Origin of the sequence: Enterobacter cloacae complex sp. IR5428, assembly GCF_049238585.1 — a bacterium.
GTDB classification, from domain to species: domain Bacteria; phylum Pseudomonadota; class Gammaproteobacteria; order Enterobacterales; family Enterobacteriaceae; genus Enterobacter; species Enterobacter intestinihominis.
Window position 1 is genome coordinate 356,081 of record NZ_JBMKHV010000001.1, and the last position, 25,346, is coordinate 381,426.

24 protein-coding genes and 1 pseudogene are annotated in these 25,346 nt (G+C 56.0%); 7 read left to right on the forward strand and 18 right to left on the reverse strand.

The window, feature by feature from the left end; genetic code table 11:
• Nucleotides 1-4 precede the first annotated feature (4 nt).
• Nucleotides 5-481 carry a GNAT family N-acetyltransferase gene (locus ACOTXC_RS01605; RefSeq protein ID WP_022648220.1) on the forward strand — a complete coding sequence of 159 codons (477 nt, stop codon included), beginning with the start codon at nucleotides 5-7 and terminating at the stop codon, nucleotides 479-481.
• Nucleotides 482-621: 140 nt separating this feature from the next.
• Here ACOTXC_RS01605 and ACOTXC_RS01610 read toward each other — a convergent pair whose 3' ends face one another.
• The 12 genes and pseudogenes from ACOTXC_RS01610 to ACOTXC_RS01665 form a co-directional block, all read right to left on the reverse strand.
• Nucleotides 622-1,257, reverse strand: a complete 636-nt coding sequence (locus ACOTXC_RS01610) for a helix-turn-helix domain-containing protein (protein ID WP_022648221.1) — start codon at nucleotides 1,255-1,257, stop codon at nucleotides 622-624.
• Nucleotides 1,258-1,347: 90 nt separating this feature from the next.
• Nucleotides 1,348-2,349 (reverse strand): Kdo(2)-lipid IV(A) acyltransferase, encoded by a 1,002-nt coding sequence (locus ACOTXC_RS01615; protein ID WP_421767343.1) that lies wholly within the window; start codon nucleotides 2,347-2,349, stop codon nucleotides 1,348-1,350.
• Nucleotides 2,350-2,534: 185 nt separating this feature from the next.
• Nucleotides 2,535-2,765: a tautomerase PptA gene (gene pptA / locus ACOTXC_RS01620; RefSeq protein ID WP_022648223.1), complete on the reverse strand. Its 231-nt coding sequence runs from the start codon at nucleotides 2,763-2,765 to the stop codon at nucleotides 2,535-2,537.
• 37 nt (nucleotides 2,766-2,802) lie between these two features.
• Nucleotides 2,803-3,420 (reverse strand): glutathione S-transferase family protein, encoded by a 618-nt coding sequence (locus ACOTXC_RS01625; protein WP_421767344.1) that lies wholly within the window; start codon nucleotides 3,418-3,420, stop codon nucleotides 2,803-2,805.
• 166 nt (nucleotides 3,421-3,586) lie between these two features.
• Complete coding sequence (locus tag ACOTXC_RS01630) at nucleotides 3,587-4,474, reverse strand: ABC transporter substrate-binding protein (protein WP_048965890.1); 888 nt, start codon at nucleotides 4,472-4,474, stop codon at nucleotides 3,587-3,589.
• A 9-nt stretch (nucleotides 4,475-4,483) separates the two neighbouring features.
• Nucleotides 4,484-5,257, reverse strand: coding sequence for an amino acid ABC transporter ATP-binding protein (locus ACOTXC_RS01635; protein ID WP_022648226.1), 774 nt, complete (start codon nucleotides 5,255-5,257; stop codon nucleotides 4,484-4,486).
• On the reverse strand, nucleotides 5,241-6,167 hold the full coding sequence (locus tag ACOTXC_RS01640) for an amino acid ABC transporter permease (RefSeq protein WP_023300190.1): 927 nt from the start codon (nucleotides 6,165-6,167) through the stop codon (nucleotides 5,241-5,243). Before ACOTXC_RS01640 ends, ACOTXC_RS01635 begins: the two co-directional genes overlap by 17 nt.
• Before the next feature lie 9 nt (nucleotides 6,168-6,176).
• Nucleotides 6,177-6,686, reverse strand: a complete 510-nt coding sequence (locus ACOTXC_RS01645) for a GNAT family N-acetyltransferase (protein WP_023306272.1) — start codon at nucleotides 6,684-6,686, stop codon at nucleotides 6,177-6,179.
• Nucleotides 6,687-6,695: 9 nt separating this feature from the next.
• A pseudogene (locus tag ACOTXC_RS01650) lies at nucleotides 6,696-8,959 on the reverse strand (NtaA/DmoA family FMN-dependent monooxygenase).
• Between the two features lie 16 nt (nucleotides 8,960-8,975).
• A complete protein-coding gene (locus ACOTXC_RS01655) occupies nucleotides 8,976-10,097 on the reverse strand; it encodes an amidohydrolase (protein WP_421767345.1) in 1,122 nt (373 codons plus the stop codon).
• Nucleotides 10,094-11,095 (reverse strand): MsnO8 family LLM class oxidoreductase, encoded by a 1,002-nt coding sequence (locus tag ACOTXC_RS01660; protein WP_058646546.1) that lies wholly within the window; start codon nucleotides 11,093-11,095, stop codon nucleotides 10,094-10,096. Before ACOTXC_RS01660 ends, ACOTXC_RS01655 begins: the two co-directional genes overlap by 4 nt.
• A 108-nt stretch (nucleotides 11,096-11,203) precedes the next feature.
• The gene (locus ACOTXC_RS01665) at nucleotides 11,204-11,602 is read right to left on the reverse strand and encodes a (R)-mandelonitrile lyase (RefSeq protein ID WP_421767346.1); all 399 of its coding nucleotides are present in this window, start codon (nucleotides 11,600-11,602) and stop codon (nucleotides 11,204-11,206) included.
• 112 nt (nucleotides 11,603-11,714) lie between these two features.
• On the opposite strand from ACOTXC_RS01665, the gene ACOTXC_RS01670 reads away from it, so the two are divergent.
• Together ACOTXC_RS01670 and ansP are read left to right on the forward strand one after the other, a co-directional pair.
• Nucleotides 11,715-12,605, forward strand: coding sequence for a LysR family transcriptional regulator (locus tag ACOTXC_RS01670; RefSeq protein WP_063841748.1), 891 nt, complete (start codon nucleotides 11,715-11,717; stop codon nucleotides 12,603-12,605).
• A gap of 327 nt (nucleotides 12,606-12,932) precedes the next feature.
• Entirely contained in the window at nucleotides 12,933-14,429 is a 1,497-nt protein-coding gene (gene ansP / locus ACOTXC_RS01675) for an L-asparagine permease (RefSeq protein WP_022648235.1), read from the forward strand.
• Between the two features lie 92 nt (nucleotides 14,430-14,521).
• Here ansP and ACOTXC_RS01680 read toward each other — a convergent pair whose 3' ends face one another.
• The gene (locus tag ACOTXC_RS01680; RefSeq protein ID WP_022648236.1) at nucleotides 14,522-15,583 is read right to left on the reverse strand and encodes a YncE family protein; all 1,062 of its coding nucleotides are present in this window, start codon (nucleotides 15,581-15,583) and stop codon (nucleotides 14,522-14,524) included.
• Between the two features lie 247 nt (nucleotides 15,584-15,830).
• Between ACOTXC_RS01680 and pqqU the strand changes: the two genes are divergently transcribed.
• Nucleotides 15,831-17,948, forward strand: coding sequence for a TonB-dependent receptor PqqU (gene pqqU, locus ACOTXC_RS01685; protein ID WP_421767347.1), 2,118 nt, complete (start codon nucleotides 15,831-15,833; stop codon nucleotides 17,946-17,948).
• A 131-nt stretch (nucleotides 17,949-18,079) separates the two neighbouring features.
• Here pqqU and ACOTXC_RS01690 read toward each other — a convergent pair whose 3' ends face one another.
• The 3 genes from ACOTXC_RS01690 to ACOTXC_RS01700 form a co-directional block, all read right to left on the reverse strand.
• Entirely contained in the window at nucleotides 18,080-18,748 is a 669-nt protein-coding gene (locus ACOTXC_RS01690; RefSeq protein WP_022648238.1) for a GntR family transcriptional regulator, read from the reverse strand.
• Between the two features lie 256 nt (nucleotides 18,749-19,004).
• The gene (locus ACOTXC_RS01695; RefSeq protein WP_421767348.1) at nucleotides 19,005-20,039 is read right to left on the reverse strand and encodes an NADP-dependent oxidoreductase; all 1,035 of its coding nucleotides are present in this window, start codon (nucleotides 20,037-20,039) and stop codon (nucleotides 19,005-19,007) included.
• A 66-nt stretch (nucleotides 20,040-20,105) separates the two neighbouring features.
• Nucleotides 20,106-20,681: a helix-turn-helix domain-containing protein gene (locus tag ACOTXC_RS01700; RefSeq protein WP_017382277.1), complete on the reverse strand. Its 576-nt coding sequence runs from the start codon at nucleotides 20,679-20,681 to the stop codon at nucleotides 20,106-20,108.
• A gap of 148 nt (nucleotides 20,682-20,829) precedes the next feature.
• Here ACOTXC_RS01700 and ACOTXC_RS01705 point away from each other — a divergent pair, with 148 nt between their 5' ends.
• Together ACOTXC_RS01705 and ACOTXC_RS01710 are read left to right on the forward strand one after the other, a co-directional pair.
• The gene (locus ACOTXC_RS01705; RefSeq protein WP_023306282.1) at nucleotides 20,830-21,348 is read left to right on the forward strand and encodes a GNAT family N-acetyltransferase; all 519 of its coding nucleotides are present in this window, start codon (nucleotides 20,830-20,832) and stop codon (nucleotides 21,346-21,348) included.
• Nucleotides 21,345-21,794, forward strand: a complete 450-nt coding sequence (locus ACOTXC_RS01710) for a DMT family transporter (protein ID WP_193131961.1) — start codon at nucleotides 21,345-21,347, stop codon at nucleotides 21,792-21,794. The genes ACOTXC_RS01705 and ACOTXC_RS01710 overlap by 4 nt, the downstream gene beginning before the upstream one ends.
• A 3-nt stretch (nucleotides 21,795-21,797) precedes the next feature.
• Here the strand turns inward: ACOTXC_RS01710 and ACOTXC_RS01715 are convergent, their stop codons facing one another.
• Together ACOTXC_RS01715 and ACOTXC_RS01720 are read right to left on the reverse strand one after the other, a co-directional pair.
• Nucleotides 21,798-22,031, reverse strand: a complete 234-nt coding sequence (locus tag ACOTXC_RS01715; RefSeq protein ID WP_058646539.1) for a YdcY family protein — start codon at nucleotides 22,029-22,031, stop codon at nucleotides 21,798-21,800.
• 100 nt (nucleotides 22,032-22,131) lie between these two features.
• Nucleotides 22,132-23,730 (reverse strand): ABC transporter substrate-binding protein, encoded by a 1,599-nt coding sequence (locus ACOTXC_RS01720; RefSeq protein ID WP_276170148.1) that lies wholly within the window; start codon nucleotides 23,728-23,730, stop codon nucleotides 22,132-22,134.
• A gap of 282 nt (nucleotides 23,731-24,012) precedes the next feature.
• On the opposite strand from ACOTXC_RS01720, the gene ACOTXC_RS01725 reads away from it, so the two are divergent.
• A complete protein-coding gene (locus ACOTXC_RS01725; RefSeq protein ID WP_276170149.1) occupies nucleotides 24,013-25,344 on the forward strand; it encodes an SrfA family protein in 1,332 nt (443 codons plus the stop codon).
• The last annotated feature ends 2 nt before the right edge of the window (nucleotides 25,345-25,346 follow it).

Sequence of the window (25,346 nt, forward strand, 5' to 3'; positions counted from 1 at the left end):
AGGAATGAGCATTACGATTCGTCAGGCGCGACCTGAAGATGCAGCGGCAATATACGATATGATTTACGAACTCGCAGTCTATGAAAAAGCGCCAGAAGAAGTGGTCACCACGCCGGACGAAATCCGTAAAACGCTGTTTGGTGCAGACAGTAAAACCGAAGCGCTGGTTGCCGAATATGCAGGCCATGCTGTGGGGTATGCCGTTTTTTTCACCAGCTATTCCACCTGGCTTGGCCGCAACGGCATCTATATGGAAGATTTGTATGTCTCCCCGGAATACCGCAGCAAGGGTGCGGGAAAAGCACTGCTTAAAAATATCGCGCAATGCGCAGTGGAACGTCACTGCGGCCGGCTGGAATGGAGCGTGCTTGACTGGAACCAGTCTGCAATTGATTTTTATCTGAGCATCGGCGCGGTACCGCAGTCCGAATGGGTACGCTATCGTCTTGATGGCGAGGCATTGCGGGCATTTGCTGAGTAGCAATGCCATCGCGTGAAACGCCCCTCTTTCTAAGGGGCATAATGTCAATGACAGCGTTGCTGAAGCACGGTATATCTGAGAAAGAGCTTACCGTCTTTTTTTGTTTTCTCTGAGACGCTCGACGATTCAGCGACCGAGGTTCATTCCGGCTGCGTCAGGCTGTATACGGGGATCCGCCGGGTTGTCATCGTAAGCGTATCAAACACCTCAGTCTCTGACGTCACAATCCTCGTGCCCGTTTTTCTAAGCCTCTGCACATCGGCCGCGATGCGCTGAATGCCAAACCAGAAAAGCCCGTCGAGCGCCGTTACAGATAGTCCATTTTCGAGTGCCAGTTTGAGTCGTTCCCTGGGCGCTTTCACCTGCTGTGCAATTTGCCGGTAAGGTACTTCACTTCCGCCAGTGCTGTCGCTTCGCTGGATCCGCGTTTTCAGGTGATAGGTAAATTCGTCAGGAACGCCTTCCAGGTCCTGTTTAAGGCTGTAAACGCAGCCAAACCGCTTGCCGTTGAACAGGACATTTTTTTGACTGAGCTGGAACTCATTTCTGATCCCATCAATCAACTGCGGGGCGCGGGTGAGGAGTAACCGGAAGGGAAGCTCAAAGCTGGTCACATAATCCACATTCAGCAGCGCGAGACGCAAACGCTCTTCCGCACCGGATTTTTGCTCGCGACACTCGCGCATCACTTCTGCCCACTGGCGGGTCAGACGTTCTGGCTCGGCGACTTCGGTGAGGAGATATTTTTCAAGGTGATAGTCGACTCTTCCGGTCATATTTTGCATCCCGACAAGGTGGATGCGGTAATTCTATCCAGCGGCGCAGATTTTATAAAGGGCGGAGCGCAACGGTATCCGCCCCCTGTGTTACTGCTGGATACTCGACCGATCCGACATATCGCTGGCAGCGAAAGTTCTGACTGAGGACTGGACCTGTTTTTTTCGCGCATACCGGTCCGGTTGCCCTTCAGGACGCGTTTTGAAGCGACGATGCAGCCACATATATTGCTCGGGTGCCATCATCACCGCACGCTCAATCGCCCTGTTCATCTGCGTAGCCACGGCCACTTTATCGCCTCCCTGCAAGGTATCGCTAATATCGTCCAGGATAATCAGCTCATACCCTGTGCCGTCTGCTTTTCTGCGTGGTACAAACGGGATCACGGCCGGTCTGGCACTCTTCACCAGCATATAGCTCCCGGCAGTTGTCGCGGCGTCCGGGACGGCAAAAAACGGCACAAACACGCTATTCGTTTTTCCATAGTCGTGATCCGGGGCATACCACAGGATCTCGTTTTGCTTAAGCGCGCGGATCATGCCCTTCAAATCGTAACGGTCGAGCATGGTTTTATTGGAACGCAGACGACCGCGCGTCTGTAGCCAGTCGAGCAACGCATTGTTGTTGGGACGATAGACGCCAATACCCGCGTTGAGCATGCCAAAGATGCGTGCGCCTAATTCCAGCGTGAGAAAATGCATGCCAATGAGCACCACGCCCCTTCCTTGCGCCCTTGCCTGTTCCATATGTTCGTAGCCGGTCACGCTGAAGTGTTTGCGCACGCGCCAGTCAGGCCAGAACCACGCGATGCCCGTTTCGATGACGCCCATTCCAACCGATTCAAAATTACGCTCAAGCAAACGCTCGCGCTCACCCTCTTTCATCTCCGGAAAGCAAAGCTCAAGATTTAGTCTGGCGATTTCCACGCGGCGTGGAAGCAGACGCATGGCCAGACGCCCGAGTCCGTGCCCTGCTTTTAACAGAAGCGAATATGGGAGCTGGACCGTACACCAGAGTGCGGCGATGCCTGCCCAACTGAGCCAGTAACGAGGATGAATAAAGGCGAGTGAAAACCGAGGTAATTTTGTCATGAAAAAATTATCCTTTTACTATCTGTACTTAATCTGGTGCAGTTGTAGTGCTTACCTGCTGATTTAACGAATATTGTTCGGAGGAGTGAATTGTAGCGGAAACGTTGTGCTGTTTATTATCGATTTTTGCGAAAGGAATGAAAGGCGGGGATCGCCGGGTGATACTGCACCACCCGGCAGGCGAGTTACATCGAATAGCCGGGCTTCTTAATCAGTTCATCCAGTTTAGGTCCAATCTCGGTATCCCAGACCTGCGCCTTCCAGTCAGCTTCCTGGACTTCGTGAAGCGCCACGGAGATTGAGCGATCTTTGCTGTTCAGATGACGGACTATCGTTTCGGCGATATCCGCCGCCAGGGCCGTTTTTTGTTCGTCAGTCAGATCGCGTGGGAAACATTTGATATCAACGTGAGGCATGGGCAGGGCTCCTTTTATAGGTTAGCGTTCCACGTTATCAGATTATGTCGTTAGCTTTTAGCACCTTGTGCAGTTCTGGCAACGCGCAGACGGCATCCGCGATGGCGGTGATATTAGGTGCGTTGGTGGTAAACCACTCATGACCTGGCCCCCAGGTACGCACGACGGCAATATAGACGTCAAGCAGCGTTAGCTGTTGGCCAAAGGCATAAGGCGAGGCGCTGAGCTGGCTGTCAAACCACAGATAGAGGGATTTCCGGTACTCAATACAGTTTTTCTTCAGCTGTTCCGGGGCATCAGGCACCCAGCGTTCCGGGTAATCTGCATACGTAAAGGTGGGATAGACGTTCGCCACAAACCAGATGAGCAGGCGCTGAAACTGCTGGCGCTCGGCCTGCCCAACGGGCGGCGCGAGGTCGGGTCGTCTGTCGAGCACCATCAGGGCGATCGCCGCGGTTTCCGTCACGATCGCCCCGTTTTCCAGGTCCAGCGTCGGCACCTGGCACAGCGGGTTCAGTTTCAACAGCAATTCGCGCTGCGGGCCGGGCTGGTCAAACCCATCCACGTTGACGAACTGATACGGGATGTCTGCCAGAGTCAGCATCACTTCACTGATTGCCGATCCCCAGCCGGGTACGCCATAGAGTTTGATCATGTTGCCTCCTCAGGGATGAAAACCCTAAGTGTATACCCGTCATACTTCAAGTTGCAGGTGCGTTGGCTGCATTCACTCACCCCAGTCACGTACTTATGTACGCTCCCGGGGATTCGTTCCCTTGCCGCCTTCCTGCAACTCGAATTATTTAGGGTATAGAGCACCATTAGTAGGTTATCCCGGGTGGATTAACTTCTGAAGACGTCACTGCTTCGCCCGCTTCCCCCCAGCGCGCCAGCACCTTTTGATAATCCCCGCGCTTAATCGCACCGTCCAGCGCAGCCTGCAACGCATACACCAGCCCATTGCCTTTTTTGGTTGTGGTGGCGACATAGGCTTTCTTCGGTCCTAATCCCACGACGCGGGTTTTGCCGGTTAACGCGGCTTTGTAGGCCGAAACGGACTGCGGTCCAAAGAAGACATCCGCCCTGCCGGACTGAATATAGAGATTGCCTGAGGCGTCGTCGGTCAGATAAACCGGCAACGCAGGCTCGCGTCCGGCCTTTTTATTCTCTTCGTTCCAGCCCAGCAGAATACGTTCCTGATTGGTGCCTGACCCGACAATCACCTTTTTACCGGCCAGATCTTTCGCACTGGTGATCGACTGTACGTTGCTGGTGGATTTCACCGAGAAGGCCAAGGAATCGACGCGATAGGTTGCAAAATCGAACTTCTCCTTACGTTGCTCGGTGACGGCGATATTCACCAACGCCACGTCATAGCGCCCGGAAGTGATCCCCAGCGGCCAGTCTTCCCACGCCGTTGGCACCAGCTTCAGCTTCAGCCCCAGACTGCCCGCCAGCAACCGGGCGATATCCGGGTCGCTGCCAATACGGGTGCGGTTATCACTGGCCAGCAGCGCCAGCGGCGGAGAATTCAGGGCTGAAATCGCCACCGTGAGGGTACCCGGCTCAACAAATTTATAGTTCGCCGGGATTTTCGCCACTGCCTGTTGATCAACCGTCACTGGCAGCGGCTGTTCGTTGGCCTTTAAATCAATGCTGGCGTGGCTCGCTGTCGTGAAGACCAGCCCCGCCAGGAGTCCATATTTCATCTGCGCTCCTTACAGCACTTTTGAGAGGAACTGGCGCGTTCGCGGATGCGACGGTCGGTTTAACACGTCGTCGCTGCTGCCCTGCTCCACAATTTTACCGTCGACCATAAATACCACCTGGTCCGCCACTTCCCGTGCAAAGCCGATCTCATGGGTGACCACCACCAGCGTAGTGCCGGAGCGGGCGAGCTTTTTAATCACGTCCAGCACTTCGCCAACCAGTTCCGGATCCAGCGCCGAGGTTGGTTCATCAAACAGCATCACGCGCGGGCGCAGCGCCAGCGCGCGGGCAATGGCAATGCGCTGCTGTTGGCCGCCGGAGAGGTGACGCGACCAGGCATCGGCTTTATCGCGCAGACCTACCACATCCAGAAGGCTGTAGGCGTTTTCAATAGCCTCTTTTTTACTGAACTTTTTATGCGCGATGGGTGCTTCAACCAGGTTTTCCAGCACCGTAAGATGCGGAAAAAGATTGAAGTTCTGAAACACGTACCCAACGTTGACGCGCTGTTTGAGGATCTCTTTCTCTTTGAGCTCGTAGAGTTTGTCACCCTGACGGCGATAGCCGATGTAATCCCCGTCAATCTGGATAAAGCCTTCGTCTACGCGCTCCAGATGGTTAATAGTGCGCAGCAGCGTCGATTTTCCCGATCCAGAGGGTCCGAGGATCACCGTCACGGAGCCCGGTGGGATCTCAAGCGTGACGTTATCGAGCGCTTTATGTCGGCCAAAAAACTTACTGACGCCGGTTATGGAAATGTGTCCTTCAGGAGAGGCTTGCATGAACGGGCTCCTGTGCTGACGAAGTGGTGACGGAACGCGCGCGGCTGGTCGCCCGGCTCTGGTTTACGGCGGAGCGGCGCTCGCTGCGGGCGAGTCCACGCTCAATAACATGCTGGATGGCAGACAGTACGGTGGTGATCACCAGATACCAGACGGCCCCCACCATCAACAGCGGGATCACCTCCTGGGTGCGGTTGTAGATCATCTGGATCGTGTAGAACAGTTCCGGCATCGCCAGCACGTAAACCATCGCCGTCCCTTTGGCGAGGCTGATGATTTCGTTAAACCCGGACGGCAGGATGGTGCGCAGCGCCTGGGGGAGAATTATGCGCACGGTGCGACGCCACGCCGGCAGACCCAGCGCAGCGGCCGCCTCATACTGACCGTGGTCGACCCCAAGGAAGCCCCCGCGAATGATCTCCGCAGTATAGGCGCTCTGCACCAGCGTCAGCCCCACGATGGCGGTAGAAAACTGCCCGAGAACGTTGATGGTTTCAAAGCTGCCCCAGGTAATGCCGGTAAAAGGCACGCCGAGAGAGAGCGTGTCGTAGAGATAGGAGAAGTTATAGAGGATAATCAGTACCACGATCAGCGGCAGCGATCGGAACAGCCAGATGTAACCCCACGCCAGGCTGTTCAACAGCCATGATGACGAGAGCCGAGCCAGCGCCAGCATGCCGCCAATCACCACGCTCAGTACGGTGCTTATCAACGTCAGCAGCAGCGTCTGTCCGACGCCTTCGAGGATCACCGGGTCAAAGAACCAGCGGGCAAATACCGCCCATTCCCAGCGCGGATTAAAGGCCACGGACTGGATCACGACCGCCAGCACAAACAGCGCCACCACGGCGCCAGCAGCGCGCAGCGGATAACGTGCCGGGACCACTTTTATGGTTTCAACGTTGCTCATCGTCGCTCCTTATGCGGTTTTGCTGAGCGCTTCGCGGATCAGCGTCTTGGTGAAACGCAGCCGACCGTCGAACGGCGGCTGGCTATACTCTTCCGGGTCGCGGTTGAGATCGAACTGCGGCTGATACCCCTGACTGAGATAGAGCCGCACCGCCTCCGGCTGACGAAACCCCGTAGTCAGGTAGATGTGGCTGTAACCCGCCAGCACCGCCCGGCGCTCCAGCTCCTGTACCACGCGCGCGGCCAGTCCCTGCTGGCGCAGCGTTTTATTCGTCCAGATACGTTTGATCTCTGCGGTATGTTCGTCGAAGGGCTTGTACGCCCCGGTGGCGATGATCTCGCCATCGCGCTCCAGGACGATAAACAGCCCCTGCGGCGCCAGGTACCACTCTGTCAGCTCGACTTCCGCATCCTTTGAAAAGTAGTCGCCGTAACGAGCGGCGTACTCACCGAAAAGCCCCGCGATAATGGGCTGAAGATCGACATCTTCCGGCGAAACGTCACGAAATTGTTCGCGCATAGCGCCTCCTTAATCGCCCAGACCCGCCGGGTTAACTTCGGAACTGGAGATACGCTCCACGCCTTCCCCCCAGCGGTTTAGCACTTTGTCGTAATCTCCGTTCTTGATCGCGCCGTTCAGCGCGGTTTGTACCGGTTCGACCAGGCCGCTGCCTTTTTTCAGCGTCACCGCGATATGCGCCGCCTTCGGCCAGCCGCCGTCGACGCTGCCGACAAGTTTGGTTTTACCGTTGAGCGCCGCTTTCCAGGCGCCGATCACGTTCGGGCCAAAGTAGGCGTCCGCGCGTCCGGACTGAAGCGCCAGCGTTTGGGCCGCGTCGTCTTTGGTGTAGATCGGCGTAAAGGGTTTAAGCCCTTTTTTGAGGTTCTCTTCGTTCCATGCCAGCAGAATGGCTTCCTGGTTGGTGCCGGAACCCACGATGATGCGCAGCCCGGCGATATCCTCTGCCTTCACAAGCGAGTTGATGGGACTGGTGGATTTCACGTAGAAGCCAAGTGAATCCTTGCGATAGGTGGCGAAGTCGAACTTCTCTTTGCGCGCTTTGGTGACGGTGATGTTGCTGATAGCCGCATCGTATTTCCCGGAGGCCACCCCCAGCGGCCAGTCCTCCCAGGAGGTGGGAACCACGTTCAGCTCCAGCCCAAGGCTGTCCGCCACCAGACGCGCAATGTCGACCTCACTTCCCAGCAGGGTCTTGTTGTCGTCGGAAAAGACCGTCAGCGGCGGTTGATTCAGTCCCGCTACCGCCACGGTAAATTTCCCCGGCACGGCAAAGCGATAGTCGTTCGGCAGTTGCGCGATCGCATCGCTGTTTTTGGCGGTATTGATCGGCGTTTTATTGGCCTCAATGCTCACGCCGGTGCCGTTAATATTGACGTTCTCTGCCCAGACGGCAGGGGTAAAAGCCAGCGCAAGCGCCAGAATAAGCGATGATTTCTGCATAGCGTTTTTCTCTTTTATTGTTGTGTGAACTGATTTTTGGGCTCGTCTAAGCCCAGACTTTCGCGCAGCGTGGTGCCGGGATAGTCGGTGCGGAACAGGCCGCGCGCCTGTAAAAGGGGGACCACCTGGTCGACAAAGCGCGGGAAGGTGTCCGGCGTACCGCCCTGAATGATGAAGCCATCCGCCGCCTTCTCCTCGAACCAGGCCTGTAAACCATCGGCCACCTGCTCCGGTGTGCCGGAAAAACGCGGGCGCGGCGATGCGGCTTCCAGCGCGACCTGACGCAGAGTTAAGTTGCGCTCACGGGCGTTACGCTTGATTTCATCGGTGGTGCTGCGGAAGCTGTTTTTGCCCAAATCGCCAATATCCGGGAACGGCGCGTCGAGGGAATACTGGCTGAAGTCGTGATGCTCGAAATAACGTCCAAGGTAATTCAGCGCATCATTAATGGAGACCAGTGCCGCCGTGGTTTGATACTGGTTTTCTACGTCATCGGCGTCGTTTCCAACAATCACGCTGACGCCCTGGAATATATATAAATCCCCTGCGCGGCGGCCGTGACTTTCCAGCTGCTGTTTAACATCGTGGTAAAAAGCCTGGGCTTCTTCCAGCGTGTCATGGTGGGTAAAAATCGCGTCAGCATGTTTTGCCGCCAGCTTTTTACCGTCGTCGGACGCACCAGCCTGAAAGACAATCGGACGTCCCTGCGGGGTGCGGCCAATATTCAGCGGGCCGGAAACCTGGAAGAAATCACCGTGGTGATCCAGAGTATGCAGTTTCGACGCATCAAAGAACTGTCCGCTCTCTTTATTGCGGATAAAGGCATCCCCTTCCCAGGAGTCCCACAGCCCTTTCACCACGTCGAGATACTCATCGGCAATGCGGTAGCGCAGCGCATGCTCCGGGTGTTTTTCGCGGGAGAAGTTCTTCGCTGACCCTTCCAGCGGCGACGTCACCACGTTCCAGCCCGCGCGTCCGTTGCTCAGGTGATCGAGGCTGGCGAACTGGCGGGCAGCGGTGAAAGGCTCGCTGTACGAGGTGGATAACGTGCCGACCAGCCCCAGGCGCGAGGTGATACTCGCCAGCGCGGACAACAGCGTCAGCGGCTCAAAGCGGTTTAAAAAATGCGGAATGGATTTCTCGTTAATATAAAGACCGTCGGCCACAAATATAAAGTCGAGCTTGCCCTCTTCTGCTTTTAAAGCCGTTTCTTTGACGAAATCAAAATTAATGCTGGCATCCGCGACCGCCGCCGGGTGGCGCCAGGCAGACATATTTCCGGATGCACCATGCAAAATGGTCCCCAGCCGCAATTGACGATGTGCAGACATATTCACCTCAAATTAATTAAACGTGTTGCAGGGCTTTTTCCGCGAGCTGAGCAAAATAGCGGGCAGCGGGTTCGATTAATGCTTCGTCCGGGTTAAATGCCGGGTGATGTAACCCAAACGGACTGTTGCTGCCAATGCTGACAAACGCGCCGGGTATGTTTTGCAGATAGACCGCGAAATCCTCCCCGCCCATGTGCAGTTCCGCATGCCGGGTTTCATATCCCGCTTCGCGCGCGACCGAGGTGGCAAACCCGGCCCAGTGTTCATCGTTCACCAGCGCGGTGGGCCCGGCGTACCAGGAGATGTTGATCTGCGCGCTAAAGGCGCTGGCAAATCCGGCGGCGATTTCACCGACGCGCGCTTTGACGTTCTGCTGCACTTCCGTACGGTGCGTGCGCAGCGTGCCCTCCAGCTCAACGCTTTCCGGCAGCACGTTCCAGGTATTCCCCCCGGCGATGCGCGTCACGCTCAGAACAACCGAATCCAGCGTATTGACGTTACGGCTGGCAACGCTTTGCAGCGCGGTCACCAGCTGGCTTGCCAGCACGATGGCGTCGTTGCCTTCATGGGGACGTGCGGCATGCGCGCCTTTGCCGGTAACATGAATAACGAAGCGATCGACGTTCGCATAGAATGGGCCGCCGCGCGTAGCAAACTCGCCGACCGGCAGTGAAGGCTCGTTATGCATTCCGAAAATCGCGCGTACGTCACGTAACGCCCCGGCCCGCACCATACTTTTTGCTCCGCCGAAATTCTCTTCCGCAGGCTGGAACAGGATCCGCACGCGACCGTTGAGCGAGGCTTCCCGCTCCTTTAGCTTTAACGCAGCGCCGAGGATCACGCTGGTGTGGATGTCATGGCCACAGGCATGCATCACCCCCGCACGCCGGGAGCTAAACGGCACCCCACTGCGCTCGTCGATGGGTAACGCGTCGATATCGGCGCGCAGCGCAACCAGTGCGTTGCCCGTGCCGATCTCCGCAACCAGCCCGGTCTGGAGATCGTAAGGCAGCGGTGCAATCCCGGCCGCCGTCAGCCACTCGCGCAGGCGCGCCGTTGTTTCGACCTCCTGACCGGAGAGTTCAGGGTTCTGGTGCAGCTCACGGCGCCAGGCAATCAGTTGTTCGCTAAAGCTCATACGGTCACCTCCCTGTTAAATCGCGCCTCGGCCAGCAGTCGCAGTGACTGCACGCGCGTTGCGCCATCAGCGACCGGCGTGTCGATGATAAATTCGTCAATTCCCCACTGCTGATGCAGCGCGTTGAGCTGTTCAAGCACCGAATCCGCCGTTCCGGCCAGCAGAGACTGCGCCCGACGTGCGATGCGCACCGGGTCACTCCCCGCCTGCCGCGCAAAGGCGTAGGCCTGTTCTTCGCTGGCCACGGTGACGCGCTGTCCGTTTACCAGCTCCACGCCCCACACTTCAACCTTCTGCGCCAGCGCATCGGCCTCAGCCTGGGTTGGGGCAACAATGACCTGCACGGCAACAATCACCTCCCGGACGCTGTGTTGACGCCACGCTGTGACGACCTCGCGCAGCAGCTCAGGATCACCGTTCAGATGGGCGGCAAAGACAAAATGCCAGTCGAGGGAGGCCGCCAGTAGTGCGCTTTCGGTACTGGCGCCCAGCAGAAATCCCCGGGCAGGCACCGGCGGCAGCGGCGTGGCGCGAACGTCCTCCTCCGCTGACTGATTTTCAGGGCGGATCCAGCGATCAAGCTGCGTCAGTTGTTCAGTAAAGCTGCCTTTTTCCTGCGGATTTAGGCCGTACTGCAAGGCGCGGGTAGAAAGCGGCAGACCGCCGGGCGCTTTGCCAACGCCCAGATCAACCCGGCCCGGCGCAATGGCGGCCAGTACGTTAAAATTTTCGGCGACTTTATAGGGGCTGTAATGTTGCAGCATGACGCCGCCTGAGCCCACGCGAATACGTTTTGTTTGCCCGAGGATCCAGGCAATCAGCAGCTCCGGCGAGGGGCTGGCAAGCTGCGGGGTATTGTGGTGTTCGGCAATCCAGAAGCGGTGATAACCCAGCGTTTCTGCCTGTTGCGCCAGTGCTAAGGTTCGCGCCAGCGCATCGGCGGCTGTTTCGTGTTCTGCGACGGGGCTTTTATCCAGAAGGCTGATTCGCCATGACATGTTGCGTTCTCGTTTGACTTAACATGTCGTCATTATTAAAGGCGGATTTCACCTCTGAGAAACAATTAATTTACATTTGGATTGCCGGAAATCAGCTATAGCTTACCGCTACTCGTTCGGATACTGCTCGTCGGTGACCTTCTCCAGCCATGCCACCGGGCTCCCGTCGACAGCTTCTGCGATGGCGATATGGGTCATGGCCGTCTGCACGCTTGCACCGTGCCAGTGCTTCACGCCGGGTGGGATCCAGGCGATATCACCCTGATTCAGCGGTTCCGCCTCTTTCCCCCACTCCTGTAACCAGCCGCGCCCCTGCGTCACGATCAGCGTTTGTCCAAGAGGATGCGTATGCCAGGCGGTACGTGCGCCGGGTTCAAAGGTGACGGTCGCGCCGCCGACTTTTGCCGGTTCAGTCGCCTGGAAAGGTGCGTCAATGCGCGCGCTGCCGGTAAACCAGGCCTCTGGCCCATGAACGGAAGGTAGCGAACCGCTACGGATAATTTTCATGATCTACTCCTCGTTTGCTATTGCGTTAACAGTAGCGTAAAGCCATGGGGAGCATTAGAGTGCATAATCAGAAAGGAACTATGAGTTCAATTCATAAATAGGATAAGCCGCCATGTTAAAAGACAACTTCAACGATCTGCTCTCCTTTATGGTTGTCGCCCGGGAGCGCAGTTTTACCCGCGCCGCGGCGCAGCTTGGGGTATCTCAGTCGGCGCTCAGTCACGCAATGCGCAATCTGGAAGCGAGGCTGGAAGTCCGTCTGTTAACCCGCACCACCCGCAGCGTGGCCCCTACCGAGGCCGGCGAGCAACTCTTCATGCGCTTAAGCCCCCATCTGCTGGAGATCGAGCAGGAACTTACCGCGCTGCGTGATACCCGCGACAGACCTGCCGGGAATATTCGCCTAACCGCCGGGGAGCACGCCATGTCTGCCGTGCTGTGGCCTGTGCTTAAACCCTTTATGGCGCAGTATCCTGACATCAACGTTGAAGTCACGGTGGACGATGGGCTGACAGATATTGTCGATGGCCGCTTTGACGCGGGGGTGCGTCTGGGTGAGCAGGTGGCGAAAGATATGATTGCGGTACGTATTGCGCCGGACATGCGCATGGCGGTCGTCGGGTCGGCAGACTATTTGCATCGTTTCGGGGTACCGGAAACGCCGGAGCAGCTTGATCAGCACCGCTGCATTAATATGCGCCTGCCCACACGCGGCGGATTATATGCCTGGGAATTTGAACGGGACGGACGTGAGCTGCGCGTGCGGGTTGACGGCCAGTTGATCCTCAACAGCCTGCCGCAACGCATTGATGCCGCCGAAAACGGTCTGGGGCTGGCGTACGTCCCGGAAGATGCGGTTCAGGACGCCCTTGCTGAGGGCCGGTTAGTGCGTGTGCTTGAAGCCTGGTGTCCGGCTTTTGCCGGTTATCATCTCTATTATCCGAGCCGCCGCCAGCACACTTCCGCGTTTTCATTACTTATCGCAGCTCTGCGGCATCCATAAGTTCTACCTATAGGTAACTATTAAGTAAACCTGATGATTAAATCAGCATTCGCCGACCTTTTTGCCTAAAAAAACGTCACGATTCAGCGCGTTGTGATCGCAGTCTGCTCTGACCACACGATTTCCTTCGACGAGCATCACTTTCGGCACGGTTATATTTTGCGTCGCTTATCAATTGCGGGTAGGATGCCTCGCCATGTTTTGCCTTATCCATACACAGAATGACTGGAAAGGCAGCATGTGTCTGCGCAGAAGCAATCGTTTGTTTCGGCTTCTGCCAGGCAGGACTATCACGTTAATGGTTCAGACAGGCAAACAGGTAACTCAATGAAAACAAGCAATAAAAGCGCAGCCGATCATCATGCTGCTAAACGTCGCTGGTTGAACTCTCATGAAGAGGGCTATCACAAGGCGATGGGCAACCGTCAGGTTCAGATGATCGCCATCGGCGGCGCTATCGGTACAGGTCTTTTTTTAGGTGCAGGCGCACGTCTGCAAATGGCTGGCCCCGCTCTCGCCCTGGTCTATCTGGTGTGCGGGATCTTCTCTTTCTTCATTCTTCGCGCCCTCGGCGAGCTGGTGCTCCACCGCCCTTCCAGCGGTAGCTTTGTCTCTTACGCCCGTGAATTTCTCGGTGAAAAGGCCGCGTATGTCGCGGGCTGGATGTACTTCGTTAACTGGGCAATGACCGGTATCGTCGATATCACCGCCGTTGCGCTGTACATGCACTACTGGGGCGCGTTTGGCGATGTGCCGCAGTGGGTATTCGCCCTCGGGGCGCTGGCAATCGTCGGGACCATGAACATGATTGGCGTGAAATGGTTCGCCGAGATGGAGTTCTGGTTCGCGCTGGTGAAGGTGCTGGCCATTGTGATCTTCCTGGTGGTCGGGACCGTATTCCTCGGCACCGGTAAACCGCTGGACGGCAACGCCACCGGCTTCCACCTGATTACCGATAACGGTGGTTTCTTCCCGCACGGCCTGCTGCCAGCGCTGGTTCTGGTGCAGGGTGTGGTGTTCGCCTTTGCCTCCATCGAACTGGTCGGTACGGCGGCAGGTGAATGTAAAGATCCGCAGACGATGGTGCCAAAAGCCATCAACAGCGTGATCTGGCGTATCGGTCTGTTCTATGTGGGCTCCGTGGTATTGCTGGTACTGCTGCTGCCGTGGAATGCATACCAGGCGGGGCAAAGCCCGTTTGTGACCTTCTTCTCTAAGCTGGGCGTGCCGTACGTGGGCAGCATCATGAACATCGTGGTACTGACTGCCGCGCTCTCCAGCCTGAACTCCGGGCTCTATTCGACGGGCCGTATCCTGCGCTCCATGTCGATGGGGGGCTCTGCGCCGAAGTTTATGTCGAAGATGAGCAAGCAGCAGGTGCCTTACGCGGGTATTCTGGCTACGCTGGTGGTGTATATCTTTGGCGTGTTCCTGAACTATCTCGTGCCGTCTCAGGTGTTTGAGATCGTGCTGAACGTCGCTGCGCTGGGCATCATCGCCTCCTGGGCCTTTATCGTGGTGTGTCAGATGCGTCTGCGCAAAGCAATTAAAGAAGGGAAAGCGGCTGACGTCAGCTTCAAGCTGCCGGGCGCGCCGGTAACATCCTGGCTTACCCTGCTATTCCTGTTGAGCGTGCTGGTGCTGATGGCGTTCGACTACCCTAACGGCACCTACACCATCGCTACAATCCCGCTTCTGGCGGTGCTGTTGATTGCTGGCTGGTTTGGCGTGCGTAAACGCGTGAATGAAATCCACAGTACCGCCCCGGTTCATCCTGGAGATGACAAACAGGATGGTCCGCTGGTGGAAGAGACGTCGCGTTAATAAAAAAGCCGGGTGGCGGCTACGCCTTACCCGGCCTGCATTTCATTGTTTTCCAGGCCCGGTAAGCGCAGCGCCACCGGGCAATTCCCACCTTAAAGCGCGATACGAATCACATCGTCAGGCTGAGTGGCTTCCTGCTGACGGGTAGACTTCTGTTTCACCGTCACGTACAGCGTTTTACCGTCCGCAGACAGCGCCAGGCTGTTCGGGTAAACCGGCGTATCGAAGGTTTTGGTCACTTTGTAAGTTTTGGCGTCAATCACGCTCACCTTACCCGCCTCGCGGTGCGTCACATAGGCTTCGTTACGCGCCGGGTTAAACAGTACGGCCAGCGATTCTGGCGCGGCGATTTTCTGCATTACGCTGCCATCTTTCAAATTCACCACCAGCACTTCAGGCTGTTTTGAATCCGTCACAAACGCACGCTGGCCGGCAGTGTCCAGGCTCAGGTTCAGGTAGAAGTGCTCTTTTCCGTCTTCCTGTACTTTCTTACGGCTGAGGATTTTGTTGGTCGCGGTATCAATGGTCACCAGCTCACCGTCCGCATTGGTGGTATACAGGCGTTTTGCCTTCGCATCCAGCGCCAGTCCGGTGCTGAACGTGCCGGTGTTCGTGATGGTGTCCTTCAGCTTCAGCGTTGCGCCATCAACAACCCAGATCACGCTCTCCTTGCCGATGCCGGTAATGTATACCGTATTGGTCGTGTCATCGGCCACCAGCTGGCGCGGCTGAAGCGGCTTCACCGTGTCGCTACGTTTGCGATCGTCCAGCACCAGGCGCCCTTTCACCTCGCTCGTTTTGGCGTCAATCGCCGTCACGGCGCTGTTGACGGTGTTACCGAACCACAGCGTCTGGGTGGCGTTATCGATCGTGGCGCCAAACGGCTTGAGATCGTTATGAATCGCCTGCGTCACTTCCAGCGTGACCGGATCCAGACGATAGACCACGCCGCCCTTATCGGTTTTGCGGCTTTGTGACGTCGCAACCCACAGCGCGTTTTCCTGCTGGCTGACGGCCATTTCATACGCGCCCTTGCCGACCGCTTTGCGCAGCATCTCTTCAGCGGCATGAACCTGGAACGTACCGGCAAACAGTAAAGAGCCCAACAGCAGAGACCCACGCAGGCGCGGCGAGCACAGATGACGTAAAGACATAACAATTCCTTTTTAAATGAGGATATTTACCGCTGACATCGCTTCCGGCGGGCAAAGTCATCGCTTTGCCGTTATTTTAATGAGAATAGTAATCATTAATGAGTTGAATGTGGAGTATTTCTTTCCTGCAAAACCTTACATTCACGAAATGTGCGGTTATAGTTTTCATAACATTTACAAAGGATTTAACATATATACACAGGTTCCAGTTGATTTGTTTCGAAATTTTTCTTAACCGGCTTACTCCATGAAAATTATTACTGCCCATAAGGCATCACTACCCCTGTTGTTCGTTCCCGTCATTTTTGGCCCGCTGACTGCGATGGCCGCGGATGAACAGACCCTGATCGTCAGCGCCACGCCGCAAACCGTCTCCGAACTGGACACCCCGGCCGCAGTCAGCGTGGTGAGCGGCGAGGATATGCGACATGCCACACCGCGCATCAACCTTTCTGAATCCCTTGGGAGCGTACCTGGCCTGCAAATCCAGAACCGCCAGAACTATGCTCAGGATCTGCAACTTTCCGTTCGCGGATTCGGCGCGCGCTCAACCTTCGGCGTACGCGGGATCCGCATGTACGTGGACGGCATTCCGGCAACCATGCCCGATGGCCAGGGGCAGACATCAAACATTGACCTCAACAGCATAGAGAGCGTCGACGTGCTGCGCGGCCCCTTCTCTGCCCTGTACGGTAATGCCTCCGGCGGCGTGATCAACATCAACACCCAGACCGGACAACAGCCAGCCACCATTGAAGCCAGCAGCTATTACGGCAGCTACGGCACCTGGCGTTACGGTATGAAGGCCACCGGGGCGGTGGGTGATGGTACTCAGGCGGGCGATGTGGATTATGCCGTATCCACTACCCGTTTCACCACCCATGGCTATCGCGACCACAGCGGCGCGCGCAAAAACCTCGCCAACGCGAAACTGGGCGTGCGTATTGATGATGTCAGCAAGCTGACGCTGATTTTTAACAGCGTGGACATGAAAGCCAACGATCCGGGCGGACTGAGTTATCAGGAGTGGCAGAATAACCCGCGCCAGTCACCACGTGGCGATCAGTACAACACGCGTAAGACCATTAAGCAGACCCAGGCCGGGATCCGCTACGACCGTCAGCTGAGCGAACAGGACGACCTCAGCGTGATGATGTATGCCGGTGAGCGTGAAATGACTCAGTACCAGTCCATTCCGGCGTCCACTCAGCGCGAGAATCCTGCGCATTCGGGCGGTGTGATTGATATGCAGCGTCACTATCAGGGTATTGATACGCGCTGGACCCACCGCGGCGAACTGCTGGTTCCGGTGACATTTACCACCGGGTTGAACTACGAAAACATGAGCGAAAATCGTCGCGGGTATGAGAACTTCGTGATGGGCAACGGCGTGCCGGATTATGGCGTGAAGGGTAATAAACGCCGTGACGAACGCAATCTGATGTGGAACCTGGATCCCTACCTGCAAACCCAGTGGCAGCTAACGCAAAAACTGTCCTTAGAGGCGGGCGTACGTTATAGCTCCGTCTGGTTTGACTCCAACGATCGTTACATTACCCCGCAAAACGGTGATGACAGCGGCGACGCCAGCTACCACAAATGGCTCCCGGCAGGTGCGGTGAAATACGCCGTGACCGACGCATGGAACCTGTATGCTGCGGCAGGACGGGGATTTGAGACGCCGACCATCAACGAACTTTCCTACCGTTCTGATGGCAAAGGTGGCCTCAATATGAACCTGCAACCGTCCACCAACAACACCTATGAGATTGGCAGCAAAACCCGCATCGGCAATGGCATCCTGACGGCGGCGCTGTTCCGCACGGATACCGACAACGAGATCGTGGTGGACGAAAGCAAGGATGGTCGCACGACTTATAAAAACGCGGGAAAAACGCGCCGTCAGGGTGTGGAAATTGCGCTCGACCAGCAGTTTGCCGAGAACTGGAAGCTGAAGATGGCGTGGACCTATCTTGATGCCACCTACCGCACCAACGTCTGTAGCAATGCAGACTGTAGCGGCAACCGGATGCCGGGGATCGCCCGTAACATGGGATATGCGTCGTTTGGCTGGGAGCCTGAGGAAGGCTGGTACGCGGGGGCAGATGCCCGCTACATGAGCGATGTCATGGCCAACGATACCAACACCGCTAAAGCGCCCTCTTATACCGTAGTGGGCCTGAATACCGGCTATAAACTCAACTACGGCAAATGGGGAATGGACGTCTTTGGTCGCGTCGATAACCTGTTCGATAAAGAGTACGCCGGTTCAGAGATTGTTAACGCTGGCTACAACCGCTATTACGAACCTGCCCCTGGTCGTAACTATGGCGTGGGCCTGTCGGTCTCTTATCGTTTTGAGTAAACCATTCTCCGGCAGCGCACGTTGCCGGTAAAAAATAAGCAAAATAACATCATTCCCGGTTGCCTGATGCGCCGGGAATATAATCAAGGACGTTTGATACAAATAAACAAATAAGTGCGCCAGAGGGATCCTTAACTGTAGTATTGCCGTTGCAGAAGAATATTGGCTTCATCAATGGCTTTGTCGATCGCTTCCCGGCTGGCCGTCACATCCCTTTGCTCAAGCGCAGAAAGCAGATCGTCATAATGATAGGTCGCTGCGGGAACCTCGCTTAACTCTTCATGCAGATAGTGAATGCACGGACCAATCCGTACCCAGAGCTGCTCAATCAGCGAGTGAAGGGTCGGCATCTCGGCATACTGATAGAGCGTGAACCGGAACACGCGGTTGGCATGGATCGCTTTCTGTACATCGCCCTGATGCATGGCGGCACTGAAGTTATCTGACAGCGCGCGTAACGCATCCAGTTTGGTCTCGGTCATATTCTGGCACGCCGCCGCAACGGCCATCGGTTCAAGCTGCTTTCTGATGGCGTTAATTTCGTTATAGCGTTCCAGCGTCACTTCTGGCACCAAAAACGCCTGCGCTGGCGTGGCCTGTAATGCCCCCGCCGACACCAGGCGCAGCAGGGCTTCGCGCACCGGTGTGATACTGGTGCCCAATTTATCCGCAATCTCTTTTGTAACGAGTCGAGCCCCAGGTTTTAATGAGCCCGTAATTAATGCTCCCTTTAAACTGTTCTCTACTTGCAAAGTCAGACTGATTCTTTGTGCTTTTTCCATATGTTCCAAATCAAGCATGTTTAATTCCCGTAGCCAAACAAAATGCCATTTTCAGCGTCTGTTTAAAAAAACATCGCCGGTTAGATATATCCTGTATCGTCATGCCTGGTATGAGGGGCGCGCGTAATATTAAAATCGCTCAAATAATATTGCATTTTTCACTTCTGGCTCAGCTGGGCCGAGGCGCGCAAAGCTTATGGATTAATTAAAGACAATATATCGTATCTTCACAAATAATTATGGCGGACACTGCCCGCCATAACCGATGCTCTGTTTAGTCGGCCGCCACGCGGATCACAACCTTGCCGAAGTTTTTCCCCTCAAGCAGGCCAATCAGGGCGTCCGGCGCCGCGTCCAGCCCTTCCGTAACCTGCTCGCGATAGTGAATTTTGCCTTCCTGCACCCAGCGGCCCATTTCCTGCTGGAACTCGTCAATACGATGACCATAGTCCTGCGCGATAATAAAACCCTGCATACGGATGCGTTTTTTCAGGATGGTCCCCATCAGTAGCGGTAAGCGGTCCGGACCCTCCGGCAGGTTGGTCGCATTGTAGCCGCTGACCAGTCCGCAAACCGGCACGCGCGCGGAGGTATTCAAGAGCGGCAGCAAGGCGTCAAAGACTTTACCGCCGACGTTTTCGTAATACACATCAATGCCCTGCGGGCAGGCTTTAGCCAGTTGTTCGTCAAAATCATCCGCATGGTGATCCAGACAGGCATCGAAACCGAGCACGTCGACAGCATGACGGCATTTCTCCTCCCCGCCAGCCACGCCGATGACCCGGCATCCTTTGATTTTACCGATCTGCCCCACCGTTGCGCCGACCGGCCCCGTGGCCGCCGCCACGACAAGGGTTTCCCCTGCCTGAGGCTGGCCGATATCGAGCAGCCCCATATACGCGGTGAAGCCCGGCATCCCTAGCACGCCGAGTGCCCATGAAGGATGCGACGGGTTTTCACCCAACTTAACCAGCCCCTGCCCGTCGGATAGTTCATACTCCTGCCAGCCGCTGTAACCCAGAACCCATTCACCCTCTTTATAATCCGGATGACGGGAGGTCTCGACGCGGCTTACCGTGCCGCCCACCATCACCGCGCCAATCTCGACCGGAGGTGAATAGGATGGCGCATCGCTCATACGGCCTCGCATGTACGGATCAAGCGAGAGCCATACGGTGCGTAATAACACCTGCCCCTCTGCGGGCGCGGGGATCGGCTGCTCTTCCAGGCGGAAATTATCGGCAACCGGCGCGCCGTGTGGACGGGAAGCCAGTACCCAGCGTCGGTTTTGCGTAGTAGATTGACTCATTCATCGCTCCTTACTGCTGAAAATGTCATTCAAGTCTGGCACGTTATCCTGCGGATCGCCTGTGCATTATGAGCCGGACTGATTAAGCCGCACGACCAGATAAAGGCACGATTCATCCGTTTCGTTGATAAACCGGCAGTCGTTCGGCGGCCCGAGTTCCAGACAATCTCCGGCCTTCATTTCATGGCGAGTATCCCCCTCCAGAAAGACCAGTTCACCTGCCTGCAACCAAATCAGCTGTCGTGCCAGCGCATAAGAGGAGGCGGGCATCGGCACATCGCTACCTGCGGGTAGCTCCACCTGGACGAGGTCGATAGGCATATCGCTGCGCGGCGACACATGGCGACGCAAATAGTGGGTTTGCGGATCGCGCCAGACGGGCTGGTTCGCCAGACGTAACAGTTTGCCCTCCTGCATTTCCGCGCGCGCAATAAGCGTAGACATGCTAATACCGAAGGCACCGGATAACCGCGCAAGCAGCGTCGCCGTTGGGCTACTGTCACCCCGTTCAATCTTATGGATCATGGCGCGTGAGATACCTGCCCGTTCGGCCAGTTCGCTTAATGACCAGCCCCGCGACTCGCGTTCAAGGCGTATGCGGGCGCTAATGCGTTGATTCATATTGTCTGTCATTGTATTCATGACGTCATACTATAGTGTACGGATGGTTTTTCGGGGCAGTTTTGTGACAAAAAAATAGGGATTTTGTCGTAGCGATGCAATATAAGAACTGTGTAATATTGTGAGTAAATCGTACTACTATAGTGAACAACACAGCCAGAGGTTACCCATGATTGTTCGTCATGCCTGCAAAGAAGATTGTGCCGCTATCGGTGAAATTTATAACCATGCGGTGCTGCACACCGCCGCCATCTGGAATGATAAAACTGTCGACACCGATAACCGTATCGCATGGTTTGAGGCGCGTACTCTGTCGGGTTATCCAGTGCTGGTCAGTGAAGAAGACGGAGTGGTGACGGGATACGCCTCATTTGGCGACTGGAGAGCGTTCGACGGATTTCGCCACACGGTGGAGCACTCGGTGTACGTTCATCCCGAACATCAGGGCAAAGGCATTGGCCGGCTGCTGATGACGGAGTTAATCAAGGAAGCCCGCCAGATCGGTAAACACGTGATGGTTGCCGGTATTGAGGCGCAGAACCAGGCGTCAATTCATCTGCACGAAACCCTTGGCTTTATTACCACCGGCAATATGCCGCAGGTGGGAACCAAATTCGGTCGCTGGCTGGACTTAACCTTTATGCAGCTCCAGCTTGATGAGCGCAGCGATCCGGATGCTCTGCCATGAATCAATCGTTGACGTTAGCGTTTCTGGTAGCCGCCGGGATTGGGCTGGTGGTGCAAAACACCCTGATGGTGCGCATTACGCAATCTTCCTCCACCATTCTTATCGCCATGCTGATGAACTCGCTGGTGGGGATTGTGCTGTTTGTCAGCATTTTGCTGGTGAAAAATGGCCTGGCGGGGTTTAACGAACTGGCGTCAACGGTGCGCTGGTGGACGTTGATCCCCGGCCTGCTGGGGTCTTTTTTTGTCTTTGCCAGTATTAGCGGCTATCAGAATGTGGGCGCGGCAACGACCATTGCCGTCCTGGTGGCAAGCCAGCTGATTGGCGGTCTGGTGATGGACATCCTCAAGAGCAACGGCGTTCCCCTGCGCGCGCTGGTTGGCCCGGTCTGCGGCGCAGTGATGCTGGTGGTCGGCGCCTGGCTGGTGGCACGGCGCCAGTTTTAACCCTTACAGAATAGTCCCGCCCTGGGTGAGGTGGGCATGGCGTGCCTCCGCCTCTTCTTTATGCTGCTTACCATGATGCGCAATCGCGGTACGCAGGCGCTGCTGCTGGGTATAGCGATCTTCACGGCTGAGCTCTGCATCATCGCTTAATTCGATCAGCAGTTCGTTCATGTGAGTAATTACGCTCTCTTGGATGGTGGCATCGACGCGGGCGATAACATCATTTAAATGTGACATTGTCACTCCTTTTCACGTGCCCGGTGGCGCTACGCTTACCGGGCCTACATTTGAAACCCGTAGGCCGGGTAAGGCATAGCCGCCACCCGGCAAAATACGATCAGTTCAGCTTCGCTTTCGAGAAATCGCTGCCCATCAGGCTTACGCTGTACCCGGTCACATTGCTGCGGGTCGCGTAGAACGTTTTGCCGTTAGCTAACGCAATCCACGGTGCCTGCTGGTAGAAAATCTCCTGTGCCTGACCATACAGCTTCGCACGTTCGTCCGGGTTGCTGGTCAGTTTGGCCTTTTGCACCAGCTCATCATACCCCTTATCACACCAGCGCGCGGCGTTAGATCCGGTTTTGATGCTGTTACAACCCAGTAGCACATCGGCGAAGTTGTCCGGATCGCCGTTATCAGACATCCAGCCGAACAGCGCGGAATCATGCTCGCCTTTGCGCATGCCGGAGAGATATTCCCCCCACTCGTAAGAGACGATTTTCGCCTTCACGCCCACCTTCGCCCAGTCAGCCTGGATCATCTCTGCAATGCGTCGGGAGTTCGGGTTGTACGGACGCTGAACCGGCATGGACCAGAGGGTCACTTCCGCGCCTTTCTCCAGACCCGCCTGCTTCAGCAGCGCTTTCGCTTTTTCAGGATCGTAGCCGTAATCCTTCAGTTCTTTATTAAAGCCGAGCATGTTCGGCGGGATCGGCGATTTAGCGATCGTACCAGACCCCATAAAGACCGCGTTCACAATGGCTTTTTTGTCCGTCGCGTAATTCAGAGCCTGGCGCACCAGCACGTTATCAAACGGTTTTTTCTCTGTGTTGAACGCCAGGTACCCCACATTCAGCGCATCCACCGAGTGCAGCGTCAGGTCTTTGTTTTTCTTGATCGCTTCAAACTGCACCGGCGACGGCGCAGGAATGATCTGACACTCGTTCGTTTGCAGCTTCGCCAGACGCGTCTCAACGTTTGGCGTGATGGAGAAGATCAGGTGTTTGGTCGGCACCTCTCCCTCCCAGTAGTTCGGGTTGGCGACGTAGCGGATAAGCGAATCCACCTTGTACTGCTGAAGCACATACGGCCCGGTGCCGATTGGCCAGGTGTCCACATTTTCAGGCGTGCCCTTTTTCAGCATCGCGTCCGCGTACTCGGCAGAGAGGATCGAGGCGAAGTCCATTCCCCAGTCGGCCAGGAAAGCCGCGTTGGGTTCGCTCAGCGTGAACTGAACATGATAATCGTCGATCTTTTTCACATCCTGAATGAGCTTGTCGAGACCCACGTCATTAAAGTATTCGTAATTACCCTGGGAAACATTGTGATAGGGATGCTTAGGGTCTTTCTGACGCATAACGGAGAAAATAACGTCATCAGCGTTAAAATCACGGGTCGGTTTGAAGTATTTATTGCTGTTGAATTTCACCCCTTTACGCAGGGTAAACGTGTATGTTTTGCCGTCTGGCGAAATGGTCCACGACTCCGCAAGAGAAGGCACCGGCGTGTTTTTTACCGGGTCGAAGTTAATCAGACGGTTATACAGCGTTTGCGAGCTGGCGACAAACGAGGGGCCAGAGCTGGCGATCTGCGGGTTAAACGACTCCGGCGACGCCTCGGAGCAGTAGATAATGGTGTCTTTGTTTGCCGCCCATGCGGCGCTTGCCGGTAGCAGCGCGCTCAGCGCGAGGGCGAGCACGGTTTTCCCTGTAAACATAATTATTACCCTTTCGGTTTTATTATAGTGAACAGTAATAACAGCACAGACGTTTTGGCCTGACAAATAACGAATCACTATCAGGTTATTCTAAAGCCGTACATTTCGCTGGTTTTAACATCAGCCCGCAGAAACCGATTTGCCTTAAGGTCCATTATTCGTCAAGCACAACCGTTACGATCAATGCCGCAAGAAATCGTCCCTTTTGTCGTCTCCTCCGCCGTTTGCTTGCTTACCTGATTCGCTAAAGTAATGGCGTGAAGAAGTCTACAGGACCAAATCGTGGCAAAAACACTTTTACGCAGCGGCAATCTGGATGATTTTCAGGCCGTTGGCGGCGGCGGACAGGCCGTTTTTGAATCAGCGCTGCAAATCCGCGAAGCGCTTCGGTTGCGCAAACAGCAGGCTATCGTCGATTGCCTGGCCATTCCTCAGGTCAATGACGGCGGCGATCGCGTTGACTGGTACTCCCCGGTTGAGGGAACCGTCTCCAGCTGGAAGGCGGCGGATGAAGACGAGCGTTTTCGCGCCCTGCGCTATCTGGAAAACACGCTCGCCAGCATGGAGTCGCTGAGTAAAAAATGCCTTCAGTCACCGAAAACGGCGCAGCAACTGTTTGGATCTCTGCTCTCTAAAGCTTTCCAGTTTCCCGGTGAAAACTTTGTTTTCCTGGTGGATGGCAAACCGGTGATCTGCTTCTGGGGTTTCGTCAGTCTTAACGAAAACGCGCGCGACGACGTGCTGGACTGCCTGCGCGAATCGTTGGTCCCTGAACCTGAACCCGTGATGATTAACGAACCTGAACCTGAGCCAGAACCGGCCCCGGTGGTGACCTTCGAGCAGGCCGACGCGCCGCTTATCACGCCTGTGGCTACCGTCCGTATCACCGAAGATGAGCTGTATACGCCAGAGCCGGTGCGCATGAACACCGTGCCGTCAGAGCCCGCACCAGCGGTGGTGCAGAAAAAACGTCGCTCCCCCCTGTGGTTGCTGCCGGTTGCCGCCGTCATTATTGCAGCCATTGCCACGCCGCTGCTCTGGCCAAAACAGGCCCCGACCGCAGCGCCAGTTACTTCACCAGCGCCAGCACCTGTCGCCATTGCTCCGGCCCCCGTGAAGACGGTTGAGCCGCTTGAGCTGAAACTCCCGCTGCACCAGGCAGAAGTGGTAGAGCCGAAGGTGAAGACGCCTGCCCCGGCAGCCGAACCGGTGGTCATTACCGCGATACCGAAAGATGCAATGGTGATGGAAGCAAACCAGGTCAAAGCGGGGTTAACGCGCTTCCTGAACGGCACCTGGCGCGCGTTTCTCGATGTGCAGGATCCGCTCACCGGCAAACCGCCGTCTCTGCGCTACCAGATCCAGAACAATAAAGGTTTCGCCCGGGTCGTGCATGGCGACAACATTGTCTGCCGGGTAGACGTCTTTTCCGGATTACACAGCAACGGCGAGCTGTTGATCAAAACGCGCGGAAACGCTCGTTGCACCGACGGTTCACGCTATCCGATGCCGGAAGTGACCTGTAAGGCAGGTGCCAGCGACGTGGCGGAATGCACCGCACGTTACGATGCCAACACCGTCGTTCCTCTGACGTTCAAGAAAGCAGGTGTCTGATC

Bases quoted from the DNA above. Each gene is read 5' to 3' on its own strand.
- ACOTXC_RS01670 (WP_063841748.1), top strand. From the start codon at position 11,715: ATGTTAAAAGACAACTTCAACGATCTGCTCTCCTTTATGGTTGTCGCC.
- ACOTXC_RS01605 (WP_022648220.1), top strand. From the start codon at position 5: ATGAGCATTACGATTCGTCAGGCGCGACCTGAAGATGCAGCGGCAATA.
- ACOTXC_RS01690 (WP_022648238.1), bottom strand. From the start codon at position 18,748: ATGCTTGATTTGGAACATATGGAAAAAGCACAAAGAATCAGTCTGACT.
- ACOTXC_RS01700 (WP_017382277.1), bottom strand. From the start codon at position 20,681: ATGAATACAATGACAGACAATATGAATCAACGCATTAGCGCCCGCATA.
- ACOTXC_RS01630 (WP_048965890.1), bottom strand. From the start codon at position 4,474: ATGAAATATGGACTCCTGGCGGGGCTGGTCTTCACGACAGCGAGCCAC.
- pqqU (WP_421767347.1), top strand. From the start codon at position 15,831: ATGAAAATTATTACTGCCCATAAGGCATCACTACCCCTGTTGTTCGTT.
- ACOTXC_RS01680 (WP_022648236.1), bottom strand. From the start codon at position 15,583: ATGTCTTTACGTCATCTGTGCTCGCCGCGCCTGCGTGGGTCTCTGCTG.
- ACOTXC_RS01645 (WP_023306272.1), bottom strand. From the start codon at position 6,686: ATGCGCGAACAATTTCGTGACGTTTCGCCGGAAGATGTCGATCTTCAG.
- ACOTXC_RS01665 (WP_421767346.1), bottom strand. From the start codon at position 11,602: ATGAAAATTATCCGTAGCGGTTCGCTACCTTCCGTTCATGGGCCAGAG.
- ACOTXC_RS01715 (WP_058646539.1), bottom strand. From the start codon at position 22,031: ATGTCACATTTAAATGATGTTATCGCCCGCGTCGATGCCACCATCCAA.
- ACOTXC_RS01720 (WP_276170148.1), bottom strand. From the start codon at position 23,730: ATGTTTACAGGGAAAACCGTGCTCGCCCTCGCGCTGAGCGCGCTGCTA.
- ACOTXC_RS01655 (WP_421767345.1), bottom strand. From the start codon at position 10,097: ATGAGCTTTAGCGAACAACTGATTGCCTGGCGCCGTGAGCTGCACCAG.
- ACOTXC_RS01635 (WP_022648226.1), bottom strand. From the start codon at position 5,257: ATGCAAGCCTCTCCTGAAGGACACATTTCCATAACCGGCGTCAGTAAG.
- ACOTXC_RS01625 (WP_421767344.1), bottom strand. From the start codon at position 3,420: ATGATCAAACTCTATGGCGTACCCGGCTGGGGATCGGCAATCAGTGAA.
- ACOTXC_RS01615 (WP_421767343.1), bottom strand. From the start codon at position 2,349: ATGACAAAATTACCTCGGTTTTCACTCGCCTTTATTCATCCTCGTTAC.
- ACOTXC_RS01640 (WP_023300190.1), bottom strand. From the start codon at position 6,167: ATGAGCAACGTTGAAACCATAAAAGTGGTCCCGGCACGTTATCCGCTG.
- ACOTXC_RS01710 (WP_193131961.1), top strand. From the start codon at position 21,345: ATGAATCAATCGTTGACGTTAGCGTTTCTGGTAGCCGCCGGGATTGGG.
- ACOTXC_RS01610 (WP_022648221.1), bottom strand. From the start codon at position 1,257: ATGACCGGAAGAGTCGACTATCACCTTGAAAAATATCTCCTCACCGAA.
- ansP (WP_022648235.1), top strand. From the start codon at position 12,933: ATGAAAACAAGCAATAAAAGCGCAGCCGATCATCATGCTGCTAAACGT.
- ACOTXC_RS01660 (WP_058646546.1), bottom strand. From the start codon at position 11,095: ATGTCATGGCGAATCAGCCTTCTGGATAAAAGCCCCGTCGCAGAACAC.
- ACOTXC_RS01695 (WP_421767348.1), bottom strand. From the start codon at position 20,039: ATGAGTCAATCTACTACGCAAAACCGACGCTGGGTACTGGCTTCCCGT.
- pptA (WP_022648223.1), bottom strand. From the start codon at position 2,765: ATGCCTCACGTTGATATCAAATGTTTCCCACGCGATCTGACTGACGAA.
- ACOTXC_RS01705 (WP_023306282.1), top strand. From the start codon at position 20,830: ATGATTGTTCGTCATGCCTGCAAAGAAGATTGTGCCGCTATCGGTGAA.